General features: G+C 62.1%; 19 protein-coding genes. 10 read left to right on the top strand and 9 right to left on the bottom strand.

The annotated features are described in order from the left end of the window. Positions 1 to 156: 156 nt before the first annotated feature. Entirely contained in the window at positions 157 to 915 is a 759-nt protein-coding gene (locus tag GSQ88_RS04835; RefSeq protein ID WP_159006255.1) for a hypothetical protein, read from the bottom strand. 797 nt (positions 916 to 1,712) lie between these two features. On the opposite strand from GSQ88_RS04835, the gene GSQ88_RS35505 reads away from it, so the two are divergent. Then, a complete protein-coding gene (locus GSQ88_RS35505; RefSeq protein WP_246735062.1) occupies positions 1,713 to 1,967 on the top strand; it encodes a hypothetical protein in 255 nt (84 codons plus the stop codon). A 200-nt stretch (positions 1,968 to 2,167) separates the two neighbouring features. Here GSQ88_RS35505 and GSQ88_RS04825 read toward each other — a convergent pair whose 3' ends face one another. Then, positions 2,168 to 2,962: an SDR family NAD(P)-dependent oxidoreductase gene (locus GSQ88_RS04825; RefSeq protein WP_502706696.1), complete on the bottom strand. Its 795-nt coding sequence runs from the start codon at positions 2,960 to 2,962 to the stop codon at positions 2,168 to 2,170. A gap of 275 nt (positions 2,963 to 3,237) precedes the next feature. Here GSQ88_RS04825 and GSQ88_RS04820 point away from each other — a divergent pair, with 275 nt between their 5' ends. The 4 genes from GSQ88_RS04820 (at position 3,238) to GSQ88_RS04805 (ending at position 8,466) form a co-directional block, all read left to right on the top strand. Beyond that, complete coding sequence (locus GSQ88_RS04820; RefSeq protein ID WP_159006257.1) at positions 3,238 to 4,302, top strand: acyl-CoA dehydrogenase family protein; 1,065 nt, start codon at positions 3,238 to 3,240, stop codon at positions 4,300 to 4,302. A gap of 200 nt (positions 4,303 to 4,502) precedes the next feature. Continuing rightward, complete coding sequence (locus GSQ88_RS04815; protein WP_159006253.1) at positions 4,503 to 5,663, top strand: acyl-CoA dehydrogenase family protein; 1,161 nt, start codon at positions 4,503 to 4,505, stop codon at positions 5,661 to 5,663. 177 nt (positions 5,664 to 5,840) lie between these two features. Beyond that, complete coding sequence (locus GSQ88_RS04810; RefSeq protein ID WP_159006252.1) at positions 5,841 to 6,647, top strand: enoyl-CoA hydratase/isomerase family protein; 807 nt, start codon at positions 5,841 to 5,843, stop codon at positions 6,645 to 6,647. 424 nt (positions 6,648 to 7,071) lie between these two features. Next, entirely contained in the window at positions 7,072 to 8,466 is a 1,395-nt protein-coding gene (locus GSQ88_RS04805; protein ID WP_159006251.1) for a TolC family protein, read from the top strand. A 210-nt stretch (positions 8,467 to 8,676) separates the two neighbouring features. On the opposite strand, the gene GSQ88_RS04800 is transcribed toward GSQ88_RS04805, so the two are convergent. The 4 genes from GSQ88_RS04800 to GSQ88_RS35935 form a co-directional block, all read right to left on the bottom strand. After that, positions 8,677 to 10,800 (bottom strand): peptidase domain-containing ABC transporter, encoded by a 2,124-nt coding sequence (locus GSQ88_RS04800; RefSeq protein ID WP_159006250.1) that lies wholly within the window; start codon positions 10,798 to 10,800, stop codon positions 8,677 to 8,679. Then, positions 10,797 to 12,122 carry an HlyD family secretion protein gene (locus GSQ88_RS04795; protein ID WP_159006249.1) on the bottom strand — a complete coding sequence of 442 codons (1,326 nt, stop codon included), beginning with the start codon at positions 12,120 to 12,122 and terminating at the stop codon, positions 10,797 to 10,799. The genes GSQ88_RS04800 and GSQ88_RS04795 overlap by 4 nt, the downstream gene beginning before the upstream one ends. Further along, positions 12,122 to 12,907 (bottom strand): LpxL/LpxP family acyltransferase, encoded by a 786-nt coding sequence (locus tag GSQ88_RS04790; protein ID WP_159006248.1) that lies wholly within the window; start codon positions 12,905 to 12,907, stop codon positions 12,122 to 12,124. Before GSQ88_RS04790 ends, GSQ88_RS04795 begins: the two co-directional genes overlap by 1 nt. Before the next feature lie 228 nt (positions 12,908 to 13,135). Further along, positions 13,136 to 13,261, bottom strand: coding sequence for a hypothetical protein (locus GSQ88_RS35935; RefSeq protein ID WP_283810667.1), 126 nt, complete (start codon positions 13,259 to 13,261; stop codon positions 13,136 to 13,138). 573 nt (positions 13,262 to 13,834) lie between these two features. Here GSQ88_RS35935 and GSQ88_RS04785 point away from each other — a divergent pair. From GSQ88_RS04785 to GSQ88_RS04775, 3 genes are all read left to right on the top strand, one after another. Beyond that, positions 13,835 to 14,374, top strand: a complete 540-nt coding sequence (locus GSQ88_RS04785; protein ID WP_159006247.1) for a MaoC family dehydratase — start codon at positions 13,835 to 13,837, stop codon at positions 14,372 to 14,374. Positions 14,375 to 14,468: 94 nt separating this feature from the next. Beyond that, entirely contained in the window at positions 14,469 to 15,329 is an 861-nt protein-coding gene (locus GSQ88_RS04780) for an alpha/beta hydrolase (protein WP_159006246.1), read from the top strand. A gap of 284 nt (positions 15,330 to 15,613) precedes the next feature. Next, a complete protein-coding gene (locus GSQ88_RS04775; protein ID WP_159006245.1) occupies positions 15,614 to 15,901 on the top strand; it encodes a PilZ domain-containing protein in 288 nt (95 codons plus the stop codon). Here GSQ88_RS04775 and GSQ88_RS04770 read toward each other — a convergent pair. The 3 genes from GSQ88_RS04770 to GSQ88_RS04760 form a co-directional block, all read right to left on the bottom strand. After that, on the bottom strand, positions 15,879 to 16,664 hold the full coding sequence (locus GSQ88_RS04770; protein ID WP_159006244.1) for a VOC family protein: 786 nt from the start codon (positions 16,662 to 16,664) through the stop codon (positions 15,879 to 15,881). The two genes, GSQ88_RS04775 and GSQ88_RS04770, sit on opposite strands and share 23 nt — an antisense overlap. Before the next feature lie 224 nt (positions 16,665 to 16,888). Further along, positions 16,889 to 17,677: an enoyl-CoA hydratase gene (locus GSQ88_RS04765; RefSeq protein ID WP_159006243.1), complete on the bottom strand. Its 789-nt coding sequence runs from the start codon at positions 17,675 to 17,677 to the stop codon at positions 16,889 to 16,891. 77 nt (positions 17,678 to 17,754) lie between these two features. Continuing rightward, positions 17,755 to 18,960, bottom strand: coding sequence for an ABC transporter substrate-binding protein (locus GSQ88_RS04760; protein WP_159006242.1), 1,206 nt, complete (start codon positions 18,958 to 18,960; stop codon positions 17,755 to 17,757). Between the two features lie 171 nt (positions 18,961 to 19,131). Here GSQ88_RS04760 and GSQ88_RS04755 point away from each other — a divergent pair, with 171 nt between their 5' ends. Continuing rightward, positions 19,132 to 19,938 (top strand): thermonuclease family protein, encoded by an 807-nt coding sequence (locus GSQ88_RS04755; RefSeq protein WP_159006256.1) that lies wholly within the window; start codon positions 19,132 to 19,134, stop codon positions 19,936 to 19,938. 18 nt (positions 19,939 to 19,956) lie between these two features. Further along, positions 19,957 to 21,462 (top strand): M48 family metalloprotease, encoded by a 1,506-nt coding sequence (locus GSQ88_RS04750; RefSeq protein WP_174247917.1) that lies wholly within the window; start codon positions 19,957 to 19,959, stop codon positions 21,460 to 21,462. The last annotated feature ends 170 nt before the right edge of the window (positions 21,463 to 21,632 follow it).

Genomic DNA, 21,632 nt, shown 5'->3' with positions numbered 1-21,632 from the left:
TCTACCCAGCCTATCCGGGCAACCCTCGCTTGCGCATCGAGGGCGAGTCGCCTCAATCTGGGAAGGACATACGGTCTTCGCTCATCCGGGCTACAATTTCTCCTCGCAATGACGAACCCGCACCCCGGAGTGGACCGCGGACGTCCGCGACGCGAATTATGATCGCTCGGTGAATGTTGCTTCAATGATACGAGCTTTTTCCAGCATAGCTTCGCGGCAGGTCTTCTGCAGATTGTTCATGGCTTTTTGATCGCAGCCGCTTAGAGCTTCGTTGCAGTCATCGAATATTTTGACAAGAGCGCGATCAGAGCAGCTTGCTCGAAGCCGGTTGAGCCTGGACCGCATGGCGTCCAGATCCAATTGCGGCAGTTGGCCGGCCTCGACCCATCGCGGAGTCACCATCTTCCAGCCATCGCCTTTTTTGAGTTGATCGGGCTGCTCGTCAAAATCAATCATGCGACTGATCAGATTACTCTCGTTTTCGACCCCATGGCACAGGTCGGCGGCGTGTTCCAGAAAGCCGATGATTGCTGATGCCTGTTGCGGCGACCACAGGTCGGACCAATCCGCGTAGGCCTTCTTCATCTCTTCGTGCCCCTCCGACATGGCCGTGTAAATAGACCAACAGGACAGCAGCAAATCATTTTCCGATTCCGGCTTCCTTGCGATCGTGCTCCAGTCCGCGAATGAATTGCAAATCAGGCTAGTGCCATGTTCGATATCACGGAACGCGACCCGTCGTGCAGGCCGCCAATTGCGCGTCGTGTCCCACGCGACCCAGCGCGCCGTCAGTGGAGCCACAAGCAGCGCCGACGCAATTGCCCCCAACAGGGACTGGAAAACGCTCCTGAAAATGTCCCTGGAAAACCAAATGGGTGAGTTGGGGTCGTGAATGACGCTAATGATCCAATCCAACGTTGTGCTCCAAAATTCCAAGATTATCCAACGAACGACTGCGACCGGGACGGTTTGGCGACCATTGAGTCGGTCAAACTTACTCGGCAAGCATGGTTACGCGCACGGTGTGTGCATGCTCCCAAAGCTGTCGGTGTAATGAAGGCTCGTGAGATCGTTACCGATGCCGCCCGGCGCCATGGCAAGGTTACTTATCACCAAATTATCGAGAGGGTTTCCGAATGCTCGAACGCGAATGCGTCGTGCACTACGGCGGTGACTGCAAGCAAAAGGTCCAGTTGCGCGAAGCATGAATAATGCTTCGCGCAACTGCTATTCCGCATGCGGTGCGCAAGGAAAACGACTGCGGATGCAAACAGCTCAAGGCTTGTTGATCTGTAAGCGATCAGGAAGGCATCATAATGCTTCCCGATCTTGACGCTACCTTGGTGCTACGAAACAGTCCCCCAGAAAAGCGTTCGCCGCGAGCCAACTTCCGTTTCGCTCGAACAGCGCGCCTGATCGGCGCGCCCGTGCCTATTTGGAAGTTGGCAGCATCTAGAGCCGGCCAAGCCGAGATCACGCCAGTGCCCACACCGCCATCGCGACCACCCCCGATGCCAATACAGTGGGAATCACCAATCGTCTGGCCATCAGATATCCCGCGTCATCAGTTGATCCGTCAATAAGAGCTCCCAAATACGTCGCGCGGCGGCGTTGAGCCGTTCGCGAAATATCGGTTGATCTGATGTCTGCTTCGACCCGCTCGCAGTTCACATGTGCCTCCCAGCATTTAATGGAGCCACTGTGAACGGCGATTGTTTCAAGTCGTCTTCGTCAATCTCATAAAACGGCTTCGTCAATCTCAAGATTTGGTTTCATCAGAACGTGGGTGCATGGTCCGGATCAGGGCGCCGGCTTCATCACCCCCGACGATCGGCGTGCTGCTGGTGCTGTTCATCTGGAACAGGCTGGTGGCCAGCCGCGTGATTCCGGATATCGGGAAAAGTGACGGCGTAGCCTTAAAGTTCGTCATGCCCGGGCTTGACCCGGGCATCCACGTCTTTTGCTGAGCTTAAGACGTGGATGGCCGGGTCATAGGCGAACGAAAGCGACGCCGTCCTTCGGACGGCTATGCCCGGCCATGACGAGAGAAATAATGTACGCGCTCGCTTAGCGAAGGAGCGTAGCCCGGACGAACGAAGCGCGACATCCGGGACTGCGACATCGGGCCCCGGATATCGCTTGGCTCATCCGGGCTACGATTTTCGTGTCACGTAACCAGATGCGCGCCGGCGTCCATGCGAACGATTTCGCCGGTCATGTTGCTCGACGCCTGTGTGGCGAGGAAGCACACCAGTTGGGCTACTTCCTCCGCGGTCGAGGCGCGCTTGAGCGGTACTTTCGCCACCACGGAATCGCGAATCTTGGCCGCGCCCTCGACGCCACGGCCCTTGGTGAACCAGGGCGTATCGATGTAGCCGGGGCAAACCGCGTTGACGCGGATCAACGGCGCCAGCGCGCGCGCCAGCGATTGGGTGATGGTGTTGAGTGCGCCCTTGCTCGCGGCATAGGCGACCGAAGATCCGATACCGCTGATGCCCGCCACCGACGACACATTGACCACCGCGGAGGCGCGCCCGTTGGCCTTGGCGCCCGCTTCCAACAGCGAGCGCGCGGCCCGCACCATCTGAAATGGGCCGATGGTGTTGACGCCGAACAGCCGCTGAAAATCTTCCGCCGACAGGCCGTCGAGGTTGTCATGCGCCACATGCTTGGTGGTGCCGGCATTGTTGATCAGCGCATCGACACGGCCCCAGGAGGCCGCCGCGGCGACGATCTTCTTGCAATCTTCGTCACGCGACACATCGCCCTGCACTACGGCCACTTCGGCGCCCGCCTTGCGGCAGAGATCGGCGGTCTCTTCGGCCTCCTTCTGGCTGGAGGCGTAATTGATCAGCAGGCGCGCGCCGGGCCTGGCCAGGATGGCCGCACTTGCGGCCCCGAGGCCCGATGCCGAACCGGTAATAATCGCGCACAAACCATCCTTTGAACCACCTTGCGACATCCGCATTTCCTCTTCTTGATTTTGACCGGCCCGCTGATTGCGGTGCGCGGTCTACCATATCGCGGGGCGGATTGCCTGCAAATCCGCCAAAGTTCGCTATGCGGAATTAATCCAGTCGCGACCGACACTTATGCCGGGTTCGCAGGCTGCCCTGCGGCCACCGGCGCTTGTCATGTCACTGGCTTTTCCGCATCATGCGGCGCAAGAAACGCATCGCGCATGATGCCTGGCAGACCAGCCGGCAGGATGTGGCCAGATTGAAAACGAGGAACGCTGTGGCGGAGAGTGAAAACATTGTTGCCGAGACCGCGGAGAAGATATTCGCGGATCTTGCCGACGCGCAAACCATCAACAGCGACAAGAAAGGCGCCTGGAAAGCCCCGCTGTGGCAGGCGCTGAGCGAAGCCGGCCTGCCGCTGGCATGGGTGCCGGAGGATTGCGGCGGCTCGGGCGCGAGCCTGGCCGAGGGCTTTAGCGTGTTGAGCGCGGCCGGGCGTTTCGCGTTGGCGGTGCCGCTGGCCGAAACCATGCTGGCCGGATGGCTGTTGGCGCAGGCCAAAATCACGTCGCCCGACGGCGAGATGACGGTCGCGCCGGCGAGCCCGAAAGACCGCGTCACGCTCAACGCCGATGGCAGTCTGTCGGGCCGCGCGCGCGGCGTTCCCTTTGCGAAATCCGCCAAGCACATCGCCGTCCTGGTTGATGGCGCGAGCCACCTGTCGATCGCGCTGGTCAAGGCCGGCGACTGCCGGATCGAGGCCGGCCTCAATCTCGGCGGCGACGACAACGACACCGTGACCTTCGAGAAGGTCACACCGATAACCCTCAAGCCGGCGCCGAAGGGCTTTGACCACACCGCGCTGCTGTTGATGGGAGGGGTGGCGCGCAGCCTGCAAATCGCCGGCGCGCTGGAATCGATGCTCGATATCAGCGTGCGCTATTCCAACGAGCGCGTCGCGTTCGAGAAGAAGATCTCGAAGTTCCAGGCGGTGCAGCACAATCTGGCGCGGCTCGCCGGCGAATCGGCCGCAGCGCTGGCGGCCGCGACCTCGGCGGCGGATGCCATTTCCAACGCAACCTCGTTCGACGACGAGGTGTTCCTGGAAGCCGCGTCGGCCAAGATCCGCTGCGCGGAGGCGGCCGAAAAAGGCGGCGGCATCGCCCATCAGGTACACGGCGCGATCGGCTTCACCATCGAGCACATCCTGCATCGCTACTCCTTGCGCGCGCTGGCCTGGCGCGACGATTTCGGTTCGGAGAGCTATTGGGCGGTCGAGCTCGGCAAACTGGTCGCCGCCCGCGGCGCCGACGAATTGTGGCCGCTGGTCGCCTCACGGTGAGGCATGGACATGAGAAAGAACATGGAGCGCCCGAGTTCATCCACCTCTCCCATCGGGAGAGGTCGGATCGCTTCGGCGATCCGGTTGAGGGGTTACGGCCTAACGAGAGATCGTAACCCCTCACCCCAACCCTCTCCCAACGGGAGAGGGAGTTCGTATCCCGCCGTCGCGGGCCTCAGACTTTAAATACGAGATTCAACATGACCGCAGCCCTTCGTTTCGATCCGATCCGCCTACCGCCCGAATGCGAGACATTGCGCAAGGAAGTGCGCGCGTTCCTCGCCGAGGAGATCGCGGCCGGCACCTTCGATCCGCATAAGCCCAATCGCGAAGATACCGACGCGCCGGAATTCTCCCGCAGGGTCGGCGCCAAGGGCTGGCTCGGCATGACCTGGCCGAAGAAATATGGCGGCCATGAGCGTTCGTTCCTCGAGCGCTATGTGGTGACCGAGGAGATGCGCGTCGCCAACGCGCCGACCCGGCGCTTTTTCGTCGCCGACCGCCAGAGCGGCCCGGTGCTTTTGAAATACGCGCCCGAGCGCATCAAGATGGACATCCTGCCGCGCATTTGCCGTGGCGAGGTGTGCTTCTCGATCGGCATGAGCGAGCCCAATTCCGGTTCCGACCTGTTCGCCGCCAAGACCAAGGCGACCAAGACCGAAGGCGGCTATCTGATCAACGGCACCAAGATCTGGACCTCCTCGGCCCATATCGCCGACTACATGATCGCGATCTTCCGGACCTCACCGTCGACCAAGGAAAATCGCCGCCACGGCCTGACCCAATTCCTGGTCGACATGAAGACGCCCGGCATCAAGGTCAATCCGATCGGCCAGATCACCGGGCAATATGAATTCAACGAGGTGGTATTCACCGACGCCTTCATGCCGGACGATCACGTGCTTGGCGAAATCGACGGCGCTTGGAAGCAGGCAACCTCGGAACTCGCCTATGAGCGTTCCGGGCCCGAGCGGTTCCTCGAAACCTATTACGTACTGACCGAACTGGTTCGCGCGGTCGGCAACAACCCGGATACCCGCAGCGCCGAAGGCATCGGCCGGCTGGTGGCGCAGCTTCACACCATGCGGCGGATGTCGGTCTCGGTCGCCGGCATGCTGCAAGCCGGCAAGGAGCCGGTGGTGGAAGCCTCGATCGTCAAGGACATCGGCACGGTCTGGGAGCAACAATTGCCGCACCGGGTGCGCGATCTCGCCGCCTTCGTCGAGGAGAATGCCACCAACCGCGAGACGCTGGAAAATCAATTGTCGTTCGCGATGAAGACCGCGCCGAAGCTGACGATCCAGGGCGGCACCACGGAAGTGCTGCGCGGCATCATCGCGCGCGGGCTCGGTTTGCGCTAACTGCTTCTAACCTCTCCCATCGGGAGAGGTCGGATCGCCTCAGCGATCCGGGTGAGGGGTTACGGCCTAACGATAGGTCGTAACCCCTCACCCCAACCCTCTCCCGATGGGAGAGGGAGCCCGTTTCCATCGCGGCATAAACCGCGGCAAAACGCATCGAGTATTGGAGAGACCATCATGACAAAATACACGGACATCGGCGTCGAGCGCCACGGCCACGTCGGCCTGATCGAAATCCGCAGGCCGCCGCTGAACTTCTTCGATATTTCCCTGATCAACCAGATCGCGGACGCGCTGGAGGAGTTCGACAACGATATCGAGATCCGCGCCTCGGTGCTCGCCGCCCAAGGCAAGGCGTTCTGCGCCGGCGCCAATTTCAACGATCCCGCGCGCCAGGCGCAGGAGGCGCGCGAAGCCAAGGGCGATCCCGCCGACAGCCTCGGCCCGATCAACTCGCTCTACCTCCATGCGGTGCGGATCTTCCGCAACAAGAAGCCGATCGTCGCCGCCGTCCACGGCGCCGCGATCGGTGGCGGGCTTGGGCTGGCGGTATCGGCGGACTTTCGCGTCACCTGCCCCGAGGCACGCTTCGCCGCGAACTTCACCAAGCTCGGGTTTCATCCCGGCTTCGGCCTGACCACGACGCTTCCCGAACTGGTCGGCAAGAACAATGCCGAGCTGATTTTCTACACCAGCCGCCGCGTCACCGGCGAAGAAGCCACCAGGATGGGCCTCGCCAATGTCTGCGTGCCGCAGGATCAAGTGCGCGCCGAGGCGATGAAGCTCGCAGCCGAGATCGCCGAATGCTCGCCGCTCGGCTTGGTCTCGACCCGCGCCACCATGCGCGCCGGCCTCGCCGATCGCGTGCTGGCCGCCACCAATCACGAACTGGTCGAGCAGACGCGCCTGCGCGCCACCGAAGACTTCAAGGAAGGCGTCAAAGCCACCTCCGAACGCCGCGTCGCGAATTTTAAGGGGCGGTGAGGTCTCTTCCTTCTCCCCCTTGTGGGAGAAGGTACCTTCGCGAAGCGAAGGCGGATGAGGGTAGCAACACAACGAGAGGCTGCGACCCCTCACCCCAGCCCTCTCCCACAAGGGGAGAGGGAGCGCGTTTCCGTCGTTGAAATGACGTGACAACGCACGAACAAACTCTCGTCGTCCCGGCCTCCGCGCCGGGACCCATACGCCGTGTCCCGTCGAGAGCGCACGGTGGTAAATGCATTCTGCAATTAGAACCGCCAGGGGTTATAGGTCCCGGCTCAAGGCCGGGACGACGCGCGTTGCTATCGGCGGGCGTTAGCCGCCCGCACCGATTCTTCTACCCCTATCATTCCCGCTGTCGTTTCCCTTAACGCGGGAATCACCGAGAAAAGTTACGTTGCATTACCGTTAGTAGATCGTAACAGTAATGCATGCCGCCTGGCAGAATCCCTCCCGACAGGGCACCGATAAGAGACAGCGCGGGAAGGCGCCGTGGCTGGGGCTTGCGCTGATCGCGTCGGTGGTCGGTCCCGCGGTCGTCCACGCGGAAACCATCGACGATTCCATGAACTGGGCGTTGCGCTCGAGCTTCTCGGTGCAGGCCGACAATGAGCGGCAGGTTGCGACCGAGGCCAGGCTGCGCGGCAGCATCGATGCGTTCCTGCCGACCGTCTCCTGGGTGCAGGAGCGCATCCTCTCCAGCAATATCAGCTATACGCCGGACTTCACGATCCCGGATTCCAACGGCCTCGATACGGTCGCCCGACGCGAGCCGAATTCGAGCGGTATCCAGGCATCGCTGCCGCTGTTCGACGGTTTCCGGCGATACAACAATTACCGCTCCGCGCGTCTCGGCGTCGATGCCGGCAGATATTTGCAGCTCGACAAGCGGCAGCAGACCTACCTGGACGCCGCCACCGCCTATCTCGCCATCGTCAGGGACCGCAAGATCGTCGCGTTGCGCAAGCAGCAGGTCGCCGGCATCGCCCAGATTGCCGAACGGACCAAGGTCCGTCTCTCGATGCAGGAAGCGACCCTGACCGACGTCGACATCGCGCGCTCGAGATTGATCGCTGCCCAGGGCGCCGTCGATCAGGCCGCGGCGGATCTGCAGGCGGACGAGATCGAGTACGCGCGGATCACCGGCAGCCGGCCCGGCGACATGCCCGAGCCGCACGTGCCCAATGATTGCGTTCCGGCCAGCGTCGAGGAACTCACGCAGGCCCTGGTCGCGAACAATCCAAAGCTTCACGCTGCGCGCCTCGGCGCGGTCGCGGCCGGCTACGATGCCGAAGCCAAATTCGCCGACGTGTTACCGCAGGTCAATCTAGTGGCGTCCAGCATCGAGCAGACCGATATTTCCGCCGCGCTGAACCGGTTTCGCGACAACACCGTCAAGGTTCAGATGCGGGTGCCGATCTATGAGCCGGGCGCCTTTCCCCATATCCACGAGGCGGCGGCGCTGGCGCGGCAAAAATCCTGGGAGACCGCCGACAGCCAGAAGCAGGACATCGCGTCGGCGACCAGCCTCTATGCCAGGCATCAGTCGACCATCGCGCTGATCGGCCGCGCCAGCGCACGCGTCAAGACCATGCAGCGCGCGGTCGAAGGCTACAGAATCGAACGCGCGGCGGGATTCCGTACCGTGGTCGATATCCTCAACGCCCAGAACGAACTGACCGAAGCGGAGCTGGCCCGCGTCACCCTGGAATTCACCCGGGACACCCAGGTATTTTCCATCGCAGCGTTACTGGCGCGCCTTGGTCCCGGCACTGCGCCGGCGACGCAGCAAGCAGCGCCCCAGATGTCGCTGCTGCGCTAGCGCATGACGCGATTCTGATTTGATCGGTCGCGGGTTCCCTTCACCTCTCCCATTGGGAGAGGTCGGCGCGCAGCGCCGGGTGAGGGGTTGCGGTCTGTCGTTTAGCGCCCCTTACCTGATTTGCGCCGGACGATGCTCCGCATCGCCGGAGCAATTCGACCTCTCCCCAACGGGGAGAGGTGGGTTGAACTCCGCCCGCTTCCGTCTCGCTCACGCGCTGAGCTTGGGCCTGATATAGTTGACCGGCGCGAGCCTGCCGTCCACCACCTGGTAGACGCGGTCGACGTAACGCAGCAGGCGGTCGCTGTGGGTGACGAAGATCTTGGCGGCGGGAACTGCGCGCAGTGCCTGAACGATCTTGTCCTCGGTCTGCGGATCGAGGTTCGCGGTGATTTCATCGAGCAGCAGCAGCCGCGGGCCCCGTGCGATCGCGCGCGCCAATAGCAGCCGCCGGCGCTGTCCGGTCGACAGGATCGGGCTTTCCTTCGAGAGCGGCGTGGCGAAACCCTGCGGCAGGCGGTAGATCTCGTCGAGCAGGTCGACCGCGCGTAGCGCCTCCTCGATCCGGAAGCTGTCGATCTCAGGGGCGAACATCGTCAGATTATCCAGCACGGTGCCGCTGAACAGTCCGTCTTCGGCGAACACCGCGCCGAGATTGGCCCGGTATTCATGCAGGCCGAAGCTTTGCAGCGGCTGGCCATCGATCAACAGCCGCCCGGTGAACGGCGCATGCAGGCTGGCCACGACCTTCAGTAACGACGATTTGCCGGAGCCGGATTCGCCGATGATAGCGATCGACTCATGGCGCTCGACATCGAGCTGTAGATTGACGTCCTCCAGCAGTGGCTTGCTGCCGCGATCGAACTGGATATTGACGTTTTCGAGCTTGAGCGTCCGCCGGATCGCCCGGTCGATCCTGACCCGGCCGGCATTGGTCTCCGGGACTTCGTCGAGAACGTCGTCGAGCCGTTCGAAATGCGCCCGCATGATCGAGACCTGCAGCAAATTCAGGATCAGCGAATTCATGTTGGTGAAGAACGAGTTCCGCAGCGCAAAGAACGCGTACAGGATCCCGATCGAGGTCACGCTCTTCATGACGTCGGTGACGCCGATGTAAAGTGTCGAGACCGTGCCGAGCATGAACACCACGTGCAGCAGCAGATCCGTATCGATCGTCAGCTTCCTGGAGCGGAATCCCGCATTTGCGAATTTCGTGAAACTGTCGAACCATTTCAGGCAGAACAGCTCACCAGTATTATGCACCTTGAGCGCGGCGATGCTTTGCAGCCCGTCGATCAGCCGCGCCTGCTCCTCCGATCGCGCCTCCAGGGTCGCGGTGGTGTATTCGGCGATCCGGGGGTAGGTCATCAGGCGGATCGCTACCGCGATCAGAAGCGTGGCGACCGATGCGGCCGCCATCACCGGCGAATAATAGAACATCATGATCACGATCATCAGCGACATCGCGCCGTCGGCCACCGAGGACACGAACCCGCTGACCAGAAACGTCTTGACGTGATCGATCGAGGCCATGCGCGTCAGGAAATCGCCGGGATGCCGCAATTCGAAGAATTTGACGGGCAGGCGAAAGGCGTGGCCGACCACATTGCGCGTGAAGAACATCTCGAACACGGTCGATGACCTTAATGTCACGACGTCGCGCAACCATCGCGACAGCGCCTCGAACACCGCGAACAGCGCCATTCCGATCGCAATCACGGTCAGGAGATCAAGGTCGTATTGCGGGATCACGGTATCGAGCGCGATCTCCAGGAACACCGGCGTCGTCAGCGCGAAGATGCTCGACGCCAGCGAAAGAACCGCGATCACCGCGATGGTATGTTCGATGCCCCGGCAGGCGCGGAACACGCTCCAGAAGCGGGATTTCTTCGCAGCCTTGATCGCTTCGAACTTGATCCGCGGCTCGAATTCGAGCGCGACGCCGCTGAAGTGGCGTTCGATGTCCTCGGCCGCATAGATCCGGACGCCAAAGGCGGGGTCGTGGACGTGGAAGGCGCCGCGGACGATCTTTTCCAGCACGACGAAATGATTGCCGTTCCAGTGCAGCAGCGCCGGGCATTTCAGATTGGCGAGTTCGGTGACGTTGGAGACCGCGAGCCCCTGGGCGTCGAGATCGAGCTGACCGGCGAGTTCGACGATTTCGGCGAGATTCATGCCGCGCTGAGACAGCGGGAACAGCGAACGCAAATAGGAAAGGCTGATGTCGTGGCGGTGGAAATTCGCCAGCATCGTGAGGCAGGCGAGGCCGCATTCATTGGCCTCGCTTTGCAGGACGGTCTTGATGCGCGGCTTTCTGGAGGGGATACCGATCATACCCGACCCCTCATCGCGCGAATCGGATCGAGCACCCAGTCGATCAATCTGCGCCGTTCGACCACGATGTCGGCCGAGAGTGTCGAGCCGAGCGAGAGCTTCTTCTTCTCGCCATAGGCCTCGATCTCGCCATTGTCGGGCTTGACTTCCATCCGGTAGAGCGACTGCCTGCTGGCCGGCCGCGGATCGAGACCGCTGTCGCCTTCGGTCGCCGGCGCGCGGATCGCGGCGGACGAGATCGAGGTGACCGTGCCGTGCTGGATCCCGAAGGTCTTGAACGGAAACGCATCGTATTTCAGCACGACCTTCTGCCCGACCTTGACCAGCCCGATTGCACGCGCGGGAACGTCGAGCACCACCACGGGCTCGGCATCGACATCGCCGATCGCCGCGACGAATTGGTTGGCCTCGACGGAATCGCCGGGTTTGGCGGTGATCGCGAGAACCTGGCCGGAGGACTGCGCCTGCACCTGCAATGCCGATTCGGTCTTCAGGTAAGCCAGCCTGGCGTCGATGGTGTTGATCTGGTTCGCCGCATTGGCGCGCTGGCTTTCCTTTTCGGCGACCAGCGTCGCAAGCTCGCGCTGCTTTTCGGTATCCTGCCTTGTGTATTCCACGCGCTTCAGCCTGACCTCGGTCAGCTGGCGCTCATAGTCGAACTGCGAACGCTCATAGGAATCGAGCATGTCTCGCGTCGCGTAGCCCTGCTTGACGAGATCCTTGATGCGCTGAACCTTGGATCGGGCCTGCGTCAGGGCGTCCTGAACGCTTTTCTCCTGATTGTCGACCGCGGCGACAAGCGCGCGCTGGTCGCGCGCCAGCGACATCTCTTGCCCGGTTGTGCCCTCGAGGAAGGCGGTGGCCCGCTGCATTTCGGCGACCTGATTGGTCCTGGTCTGGGTCAGCGTCCTGGTTTCGGCGACGACCGCCGATTCGCCGCCGGAATTGGCTTCGTCGATCCCGAGCAGATAGATCGGCGTTCCCGCCGTCACCTGGTCGCCCTGCTTGACATAGACTTTCTTGATGAAGCCGGCCTTCGGGGCGTCGAGACGGGCAAAGCCGTGGGTCGCGGAAACGATACCGCGGGCCGATTCGGTCTTCGAGAAATGTCCGAGCCACAGTCCGGCAAACAACACGCCGACCGACGAGATCGCCAGCGATGCGAGGATCAGCACCGTCCGGTTCTGCCTCAGATCGATGGTGTGACTGATACGGGACGATTGCGCGGCCGCGGCGCGCGTTTGCAACTCGGACAGCAACGGCGCCGGCTCGGGGGTCGGTTCCGGCTCGACAATGTGTTCGACGAATTCGACCGCGCTCATCAGACCGCCTCTCCCAGCATTTCAGTGTCCAGGAATTCGTTGAAGCGCGGCCACATGTGCCATTGCTCCGGCGTTTCGCGAACGCTGTCCTCGATATGCCGCCGCATGATCGAGGCAATCCGGGCTTTTTCGGCCGGGCCTTTTTGATAACTCTCGAACGGACGGCCGATGTCGACGACGTCGCCGTCGACCGTCGAGTGCACCGCCATCGGGATCACGGTTGCTCCGGTCAGGCGCGCCAGCGACGTCACACCCATCGCAAGCTGGATCGGCTTTCCGAACAGAGTGACACGCTCGGGTCCGCCGTAGCTCGCGGGAAGGTCTGCGAACGAAACGATCACCGCGCCGTCCTTGGCAAAGCGGACGGCTTCGAGATATTTCTGCTTCTCATTGACATTGAGGAAGTGCATGTCGATGCCGATTTCGGATATCCGCTGCATCGCCAGCGTTTCATCCGGGCGATCTTCCCGGGCTCGAAGAATCAGCATGCGCCGGCTCTCGAAATGGTCGAGCATGATTCGGGCGAACGGCAGCACGTAGCAGCCCATATGGATCGGCGTGAAGATCACGGGCTTGCCGCTTCGCGACGCCTGTTCGAGCACGTCACGTTCCGGAAAATGGATAGATGCGGAGTCGCTTTCGAGGCCCTGCCAACTGCGCTTCAACACGGCGCCCCATTCGGCGCGCGCGATCATGTCCTGGTAGATGATCTCCTTGTCGATCCGCGCTGCTTCGGAATTCGAAAGATGCAGGACATATCTGAGAATTTCTTCCACGCCGTACACCGGCAATCTTCCGGTGAAGCGAGACGCTCTCCACAACACGCGCAGCGCTCGCCGCCTCACCTTCAGGGGCAGACGAGAAATGTCGGAGAGCATTTCGTAACCGGCCATCATGACTTCACGATAAGCCACACAGGTTAGGGGCCAATTAACCGTTCGCGAATCGTCCGGGGCATTCTGCCCCGGCACGATATGATCACTCGCGAAAACTTTGTAAGCGCCCGTAGGCGATTACGAGACCGAGACCGAAGCCTTGACGGACAGGATCGGTTTGAGAACGGGCGCATGATTACCACCACCGTGGTAACCACCGCCACCCGAGACGGTACGAAGCGTGCGCAAATCAAGTTTCGTCATGAAATTCTCCTGTTGAGCTTGCGCTGATCGAAGTTCGATCGACGGCGATTACGAGACCGAGACCGAGGCCTTGACGGAAAGCAGCGGCTTGCAGGGAGCCGGCGCGTAGTTACCACAGCCATGACCGCCGGAGACGGTGCGAAGCGTACGCAGATCAAGTTTCGTCATGAGATTCTCCTGTTGAGTTGCAATGTTCGAAGTTCGATCGACGGCGATTACGAGACCGAGACCGAGGCCTTGACGGAAAGCAGCGGCTTGCAGGGAGCGGGCGCGTAGTTACCACAGCCATGGCCACCCGAGACGGTGCGAAGCGTGCGCAGATCAAGTTTCGTCATAGTGCTCTCCTTGGGGACTGACGATGACCGCTATCGATCATCTGGGCGATACAACTTGCAAAGTCTTCGTCGGCAATCAAATGGTTTCGGATTCGTTGTCGCCTTAAGTTTAACTCTTCAGATCTGTGGCGGCGTTTCGCATCGCGTGGGCGCGCCTTAAAATTATTTATTAAATGCCGTTCGAGTTGCGCGGGCATGATCTTCTGCTCAACATCTCTTCCGATCAGGGAGAGCGACAATGGCTATCGGGCTTGATGGGAATGCAATCTCCGTCGCCGACTTCAGTGCTCAGCTCGGCAAACAAGTGGGAAGTTCCGCATGGCGACCGATAGCGCAGGCGCGCATCGATCGCTTCGCCGAAGCGACCGATGATTTCCAGTTCGTTCATGTCGACCGCGAACGCGCGGCGCGCGAGACGCCGTTCGGCGGAACCATCGCGCAGCGCCTGCTGACGCTGTCGATGGTCGGCACATTGGCCGAGGACATCCTGCCGGTCTCGCCCGAACTGATCGCCGCGGTGCTGATTGGCGTCGATCGGATCAAGTTCCTCTCGCCGGTGAAAACAGGATCGCGGATACGCGGCATCTTCCGGCTCGACCGCGCCGCGCGGCTTTCCCAGAGCAAGCTCGTGATAAGACTTCAATGCACCATCGAGAACGAAGCCAAGCCGGCGTTAAGTTGCGAGATGTCGTGGATGCTGGTGCTCGACGAGCCGTCGGCGGAGACCGGCAGCTCGGCATCGGCCCTTCAACCTGTCCAAGAACCTATCCGCGGTTGAACATGGCTTTCTTGCATTTGTCCCAAAGCTCGTTGTGCCAAATCTCGCACCAAGTCTCGTGCCGAGCCTCGCGGGTGCGCCGATGATGCGAGGCGTGACGTACGCGATTATCGTGGCGCTGATGCTCTATGCCGCGGCAATTGCCGCGCTGTATCTGCTTCAGGATCGGCTTTTCATCGTCGCCAGCAAGTTCGACAGCAGCCCCGCGCAAGCCGGCCTGCCCGAGGCCGCGGTGCAGCGCTTCAGGACCGCTGACAATATCGAACTGACCGCGTGGCTGATGCCGGGCGACGGCAGATTTCTGGCGATCTATTTCCACGGCAATGGTGGCGCGCTGCCGGAGCGAACCGAACGCATCAGGCAGTTGAACCGGCTGGGCCTGTCCGTGCTGGCGGTCGAGTACCGCGGATTCGGCGCGACCGCCGGCCGGCCCAGCGAACGGGGTTTTGCTCGCGACGCCGACGCCGCCTACGCCTATGTGCGCGGCCTCGGTATCAGCCCGAACAAGATCATCCTCTATGGAGAAAGTCTCGGCACCGGCGTCGCAACCGCGCTGGCCGCCCGAAGCGCTGTCGCCGGCGTCATCCTCGATGCGCCGTTTTCATCGGCGGTCGATATGGCAGCCGACCGCTACTGGATGTTTCCAGTGCCTCTTCTGATGAAGGATCAATTCCGCTCCGACCTCGCGATCACCAAGCTCGACATGCCCGTCCTGATCCTGCACGGCGAGCAGGATCAGGTCGTGCCGATCGAATATGGCCAGCGGCTGAGCGCGCTGGGCGGCGATAACGTCACGTTTGTGCCGATCGCGCAGGCCGGTCATGTCGTGCTCGGCGAGCCCGAAGCCCAGGACCATGTCAGACGCTGGCTGTCGGAAATCTCCACGTTGCCGGCGGCTCACGACAAAACCGAATTAAAGCGTGATGCGGAAACGCAAACGCCGGCTGGTCGGTAAATTCAGATTCAAACAAACCAAAAATGCTACGTATTGCGGACGCCCGAAGCGCAAGGTCGTGACAGTCTTTTCATTCACTTTCGTGATGCGGATACTTTGTACCCCATAAAAAACATAAAGCTGGGAGGAAACGCTATCTAAACGACAATGGGTAAACCTCCGCCGGCCTGAAGGTGGCGGCGAACGAAGATGTTGCCTGGCGCGGCAAAGGATTTTGTTGCGCAGGAACGTTGGAGTTACCACCTCAGCATGACGGGCCATGGTGGTGTGCGGAATTTTTGCGTATGAAAAGAAAACCAATCAAACGTAAGACGCGCAGGCGCCGCAGCCACGAGGCGTGGCTCACGTTGCAGGACGGGCATACCCGCGTCGAATGCCGCGTCGTCGACGTGTCGCAGGATGGCGCACAGATCACCTGCAACAGGGCTGACGCGCTGCATGATCGTCTCGTGCTGGCCTACGCGCTGACCGCCTCGCACAGCAGAACCTGCGAGATCGTCTGGCGACGGGGCAAGACGCTCGGATTGAAATACACCGACCAGCCGGCGCTCACGCAACAACACGGAATGTGACGCCGCCGAGATCGAAGCCGTCGCCCGAGACCTTGCACCCTCTGGCGCTCGCCGCCTCGCGCACGCGTGCTGGATCGGACACGCGGAACGTCAAGCCGCTCATCAGATCGCTGACGCCCTTCACAAAGTGGAAGCTGCAATTGGGAAGTTTCAGCTCGGGGACGCCGCGTTCGTCTTTGCCCGCAGCGACGCCGATGATGCTGCCCCAATGCTCGGCGAGAATTTCCGGCTCCGGACTTTCCATCTCGACCCCGATCAGGGCCTGCGTCACGTCCTTGGCAATCGATGTCGACCAGTCCGGCCCGGCCGGCGGATAGGGTCCCAGCACATCGTCGCTGCCGTCGGTGTGGTTGAACTCGATGAAGGCGGCGCGGCAATCGCGCGGGTGCAATTGCACGCCATGATAGGGCGGATGATCGATCACGTTCGCCGTGCGCACGCCGATGCTGCTGGCATGCGCGCCGCGCGCATCGGGATCGTCGCAGCAGAAGATCGCCATGTAGCCGCCGCGGCCGCCGGTCTTGTCGATGAAACGTCCTGCCGCGGTGCCGGGCTGGAACGGCGCGACCACTTCCAGCAAGATGGTGTCGACCGGCAGCAGTGCGTTCTCCAGGCCATATTTGGCGACGTTACCGTCACGGTAACAAACGCGGAGACCCATGATGGCCGCGATGTCGGAAATCACCGGCTCGAGATGCGGCGCGACCAGGCAGATCTGCCGCAGTCGGATGTAGTTGGCGTTCGTTTTGAGTTCGTCGGTCATCGAGATATATCCTCAGCAAGACCTGCACCGGCAGCGCGCCCCCTCTCCCACCCAACTCGGGTCTACCCGAGTTGGGCATCACATCTGTCGAAGTCGGATATATCCGACTTCGATCGGGAGAGGGTTGGGGTGAGGGGTCTCTGACTCTCGTTACGTTGCTACCCCTCATCCGCCTTCGCTTCGCGAAGGCACCTTCTCCCACAAGGGGAGAAGGGAAGAGGTCATCAATGCCCGTGAAAAACCGGCTTGCGCTTTTCGACGAACGCTTTAGCGGCTTCCTTGTGGTCGGCGGTCTCGCCGGCGCGCGAATGGTGGATCGCTTCGCCATCAAAACAGGCCTCCAGCGACAGGCTCTCGGCGTTGTTGATGTTGCGCTTGATGTAACCTAGCGTCACCGACGGGCCCTGCGCCAGTGACATCGCCAGCTCATGGGCCGCCGCACCGACTTCGGCGTCGGGAACGACCCGCGTCACCATGCCGAGCGCCAGCGCTTCCTGCGCCGTCAACACCGGCGACATCAGATAGAGCTCACGCGCCTTGGCGCTGCCGAGCATCTGGGTCAGGAAATAGGTGCCGCCGTAATCGCCTGATAGCCCGACCTTGGCGAAGGCGGTGGTAATCTTCGCTGACGCACTGGCGACGCGGAGATCGCAGGCCAGCGCGATCGAGAGCCCGGCACCCGCGGCCGCGCCATCGACCTGCGCCACCACCGGCTTCGGCAGCACATGCAACAGCCGGGCGACTTCCATACCGCGCCGCAGGTTGGCCATCTTGGCCTCGAACGGCAGCGGCGCGCGGCCCTCCGCCATCGACTTGACGTCGCCGCCGACGCAAAACGTGCCGCCGGCGCCCTTGAGCAATACCGCGCGGACCTCATGGTCCTCGGTGGCGCGGCGCGCCGCCTCGACCAGCCCGATGGTCATGTCCGGATTGAGCGCATTGCGCCGATCCGGACGGTTCATGGTGATGGTGAGCAAGCCGTTGTCCAGATTCTGAAGGACGATGTCAGTCATGCGTTTTCGCTTTCGTTGTTGTTGTTGATTTGTGGTTCGCCGTCATTGCGAGCAGCACAATGACGGTGCGACCGACCCTATTTCTTCACCAGCGGGCAACGCGACGCTTCGATCGGCTGGAACGCCTCGCTGCCGGGAACGGTCGCCAGCAGCTTGTAGTCATCCCAACGCCCCTTGGACTCCGACGGCTTCTTGACCTCGAACAGATACATGTCGTGCACCATGCGGCCGTCCTCGCGAATCCGGCCGTTTTTCGCGAACATGTCGTTGATCGGGGTGTCTTTCATCAGCTTCATCACCGCGGCCGGGTCGGTGGTGCCCGCGGCCTTCACCGCCTGCAGATAATGCAGCACCGATGAATAGACGCCGGCCTGCGCCGAAGTCGGCACCCGCTTGATGCGCTCCATGAAGCGCTTGGAGAACGCGCGGGTGTCGTCGTTGAGGTCCCAATAGAACGCTTCCGCCAGCAGCAGGCCCTGCGCGGTCTCCAGGCCAACGCTGTCGATGTCGGTGACGAAGGCGAGCAGCGGCGACATCTTCTGGCCGCCCTTGGTGATGCCGAATTCGGCGCCCTGCTTGATGGCGTTGATGGTGTCGCCGCCGGCATTGGCGAGACCGATCACCTTGGCCTTGGAGGCCTGCGCCTGCAGCAGGAACGAGGAAAAATCCGAGGTGTTGAGCGGATGCCGGACGCTGCCCAGCACCTTGCCGCCGGATTTAAGCACCACATTGGTGGTGTCCCTTTCCAGATCCTGCCCGAACGCATAATCCGCGGTCAGGAAGAACCAGGTATCGAGGCCGGATTTGACCGCGGCCAACCCGGTCACATTGGCCTGTGCGAAGGTGTCGAACACATAGTGCACGGTGTAGGGGCCGCAGGCTTCATTGGACAGCCGGATCGATCCGGGCCCGGAGAACATGATGATCTTGTTGCGCGCTTTGGCGATCTCGCCGGCGGCCAGCGCGGTCGCGGAGGCCGCGACGTCGAAAATCATCTCGACACCCTGATTGTCGAACATGTCACGGGCGATGTTGGCGGCAAGGTCGGCCTTGTTGAGATGATCGGCGACCACGATCTCGATCTTGCGGCCCAGCACCTCGCCGCCGAAATCCTCAGCCGCCATCTTGGCGGCAAGCTCGCTGCCGGGTCCGGTGATGTCGGCGTACAGGCCCGACATATCGAGGATGCCGCCGAGTTTTAAGGGAGGCTTGCTTTGAGCCATCGCCGATGTCGCGGCCAGCGCCAGCACCGATGCCAAAACGCCGGACAATACCCGTTTCATAAAACCTCCCTGTCGACGCGCGCTGTTGCGCGCGGCCTTGATTTCTGTGGCAGAATTATTATCGCGGCAATCATGCCGCAAGCCACCTATAGCGGCAAGCCGCGGGCAGCCTACGCTGCGGATGAGTTTTTCCGCTAAGCGGAATGCGTGGTTTATGAGAACATGAGGGGTATGCAGCCTCCGGCGAAAACGATCGAACTTGCACGCGCGCGCGGCGCCGCCATCACGCTCGCGGGTCTGCTGCTGATGGCAGCGGTCGATCCCGCGATCGCGGCCGGCTGCTCCTTTGCGCCGCAGGGCGAGGGCCGCGTCACCGAGATCATCGATGCGCGCAGCTTTCGGCTTGCCGACGGTCGCGACGTCATCCTTGCCGGCATCGAGCCGGTCGCCAGCAGCGACAGCAAGACGAACCCGACCGCGGCACTCTCGGCGATCGTCGCCGGCCACGACGTGACGCTCAGCGGCAACGACGACATGCCCGACCGCTACGGCCGGCAACCGGCTTTTGTGTTCGTCGATTCCTCGGACACGCCGGTGCAGGCGCAGTTGCTGGCGCAGGGTGCGGCACTGGTCGCGGCCAGCGTGACCGACAAGGATTGCGCCGCGGCGCTCGCGGCGGCCGAGGCGGCGGCGCACGACGCCAAACGGGGAATCTGGGCCGATCCCACCGTCATAAAAAACACCGAAAGTCCGGGCGATATTTTGGCCGGGATCGGGCGTTTTATGCTGGTCGAGGGCAAGGTGTTGTCCGTTCGGCAAGCTGGGGCAACCACTTATCTGAATTTTGGCCGGAACTGGACACGGGACTTTGCTGTGACTATTCCAAAGCGCATGATCCCCGTGTTCGAGGGTGCTGGAATCATGCTTAAGTCCCTCGAAAATAGACGGATTCGTGTCCGCGGCTGGATCGAGGCGCGCGGCGGACCCCGAATTGAGGCGCTCCGGGTGGGGCAGATTGAGCTGCTGGGCGAGAATTAGCTCGCGTCAAATCGAGAGATGACGGTGTCAGGGTGCGCGGGACGGCACGGGACCAGAATGAGCCGCCGGCTTTGGGCTGCGCCCGTTTGGCTGTGCCTGAGCGTCGCCTTGGCGGGCTGCGGCGATGTCGGCCGGTTCCAGAGCACCGCCAGTTCGCCGACGGCGCCCGGTCCCTTCATCAAGCCGAAAAGTACCGTTGCCCAGACCCCCGCCGCCGAGCGCGAGCATGAACGGATCCTGTCGTCCTATGGCGGCGCCTATGACGATCCGGAGCTCGAAGCCCTGATCGGCAAGACGGTCGACCGGCTGGTCGCGGCCTCCGATCGTCCCGACCAGGCCTACAAGGTCACCATCCTCAATTCCGGCGCGGTGAACGCCTTCGCGCTGCCGACCGGCCAGCTCTATGTCACCCGTGGCCTGATCGCGCTGGCCTGCGACACCTCGGAACTGTCCTCGGTGCTGAGCCACGAGATGGCCCATGTGCTGGCCAAGCACGCCGCGATCCGCGAGGACAAGGCCCGCGAGGCCGCCGTCGTCACCAGGGTCGTCACCGACATGAGCACCGATCCGGATCTCACCGCGCTGGCGCTGGCCAAGTCCAAACTGACGATGGCGAGCTTTTCACGCCAGCAGGAATTCGAAGCCGATAATATCGGCGTCGGCATTTCGGCGCGCGCGCATTTCGATCCCTACGGCGCCGCGCGCTTCCTGGCCTCGATGGAGCGCAACGCCGAGCTGAAAGCCGGCAAGACCATCGGCGATCCGCGCGCGCAGGACTTCCTGTCGTCGCACCCGGCGACGCCCGAGCGGGTGCAGAGCGCGCAGGCCTCAGCGCGGCAATATTCTTCGCCCGACGGCGGCGAGCGCGACCGCGAAACCTATCTCGCGGCGATCGACAACATCGTCTATGGCGAGGACCCGAGCGAAGGATTTGTCCGCGGTCATCGTTTCCTGCATCCCAAGCTCGGCTTCACCTTCACCGCGCCCGAGACCTTCACGCTGGACAATACCGCGCAGGCGGTGATCGGCGTGCGCGAGGGCGGCGCGCAGGCGATGCGCTTCGACGTGGTGCGGGTGCCGTCGGAGCAGACGCTCGGCGACTATCTCAATTCAGGCTGGATGGAAAATGTCGACAAGGCCTCGACCGAGGATTTGACCATCAACGGCTTCCCGGCGGCGTCCGCGACCGCGCATGGCGATCAATGGGAATTCAAGGTCTACGCATTACGTTTTGGCAGCGACGTCTACCGCTTCATCTTCGCGGCCAAGCAGAAGAACACCGAGAGCGAACGCAACGCGCGCGAAACCGTCAATTCGTTCCGCCGCCTGACGCTCGAGGAAATCCAGGCCGCGCGTCCGCTGCGCATCAAGGTGATCACCGCGCAGCCCGGCGACACCGTGGAATCGCTATCGCACCGCATGGCCGGCGTCGACCATCCGGTGGAGCGCTTCCGCGTCCTCAACGGTCTCGACGCCCGGGGCCAGATCAAGGCCCGCGACCGCATCAAGGTCGTGGTGGATTGAAACCATCGTCGTCCGCGCCTTGCGCCGGACGCAAATCTTTCGTCGTCCCGGCCTTGAACCGGGACCCACCGGAGCCGTCATCCTGAGAGTGTGAGAATGTTTCGTTCTGGCCCGCAGAATTTTGCATTTAATGGTCGGGAGGACACATCGACCGGGAAATTTTGGCTGAA

It is taken from the genome of Bradyrhizobium sp. S69 (assembly GCF_009766005.1).
In the GTDB taxonomy this organism is placed as follows: domain Bacteria; phylum Pseudomonadota; class Alphaproteobacteria; order Rhizobiales; family Xanthobacteraceae; genus Bradyrhizobium.
This window is presented reverse-complemented; position numbering and strand designations above follow the sequence as displayed.

Excerpts from the sequence above, each read along its gene's own strand:
- GSQ88_RS04825 (WP_502706696.1), bottom strand. The coding sequence starts at position 2,962 with ATGTCGCAAGGTGGTTCAAAGGATGGTTTGTGCGCGATTATTACCGGT.
- GSQ88_RS04815 (WP_159006253.1), top strand. The coding sequence starts at position 4,503 with ATGACCGCAGCCCTTCGTTTCGATCCGATCCGCCTACCGCCCGAATGC.
- GSQ88_RS04810 (WP_159006252.1), top strand. The coding sequence starts at position 5,841 with ATGACAAAATACACGGACATCGGCGTCGAGCGCCACGGCCACGTCGGC.
- GSQ88_RS04805 (WP_159006251.1), top strand. The coding sequence starts at position 7,072 with ATGCATGCCGCCTGGCAGAATCCCTCCCGACAGGGCACCGATAAGAGA.
- GSQ88_RS04800 (WP_159006250.1), bottom strand. The coding sequence starts at position 10,800 with ATGATCGGTATCCCCTCCAGAAAGCCGCGCATCAAGACCGTCCTGCAA.
- GSQ88_RS04795 (WP_159006249.1), bottom strand. The coding sequence starts at position 12,122 with ATGAGCGCGGTCGAATTCGTCGAACACATTGTCGAGCCGGAACCGACC.
- GSQ88_RS35935 (WP_283810667.1), bottom strand. The coding sequence starts at position 13,261 with ATGACGAAACTTGATTTGCGCACGCTTCGTACCGTCTCGGGTGGCGGT.
- GSQ88_RS04785 (WP_159006247.1), top strand. The coding sequence starts at position 13,835 with ATGGCTATCGGGCTTGATGGGAATGCAATCTCCGTCGCCGACTTCAGT.
- GSQ88_RS04775 (WP_159006245.1), top strand. The coding sequence starts at position 15,614 with ATGAAAAGAAAACCAATCAAACGTAAGACGCGCAGGCGCCGCAGCCAC.
- GSQ88_RS04770 (WP_159006244.1), bottom strand. The coding sequence starts at position 16,664 with ATGACCGACGAACTCAAAACGAACGCCAACTACATCCGACTGCGGCAG.
- GSQ88_RS04765 (WP_159006243.1), bottom strand. The coding sequence starts at position 17,677 with ATGACTGACATCGTCCTTCAGAATCTGGACAACGGCTTGCTCACCATC.
- GSQ88_RS04760 (WP_159006242.1), bottom strand. The coding sequence starts at position 18,960 with ATGAAACGGGTATTGTCCGGCGTTTTGGCATCGGTGCTGGCGCTGGCC.
- GSQ88_RS04755 (WP_159006256.1), top strand. The coding sequence starts at position 19,132 with ATGCAGCCTCCGGCGAAAACGATCGAACTTGCACGCGCGCGCGGCGCC.
- GSQ88_RS04750 (WP_174247917.1), top strand. The coding sequence starts at position 19,957 with ATGACGGTGTCAGGGTGCGCGGGACGGCACGGGACCAGAATGAGCCGC.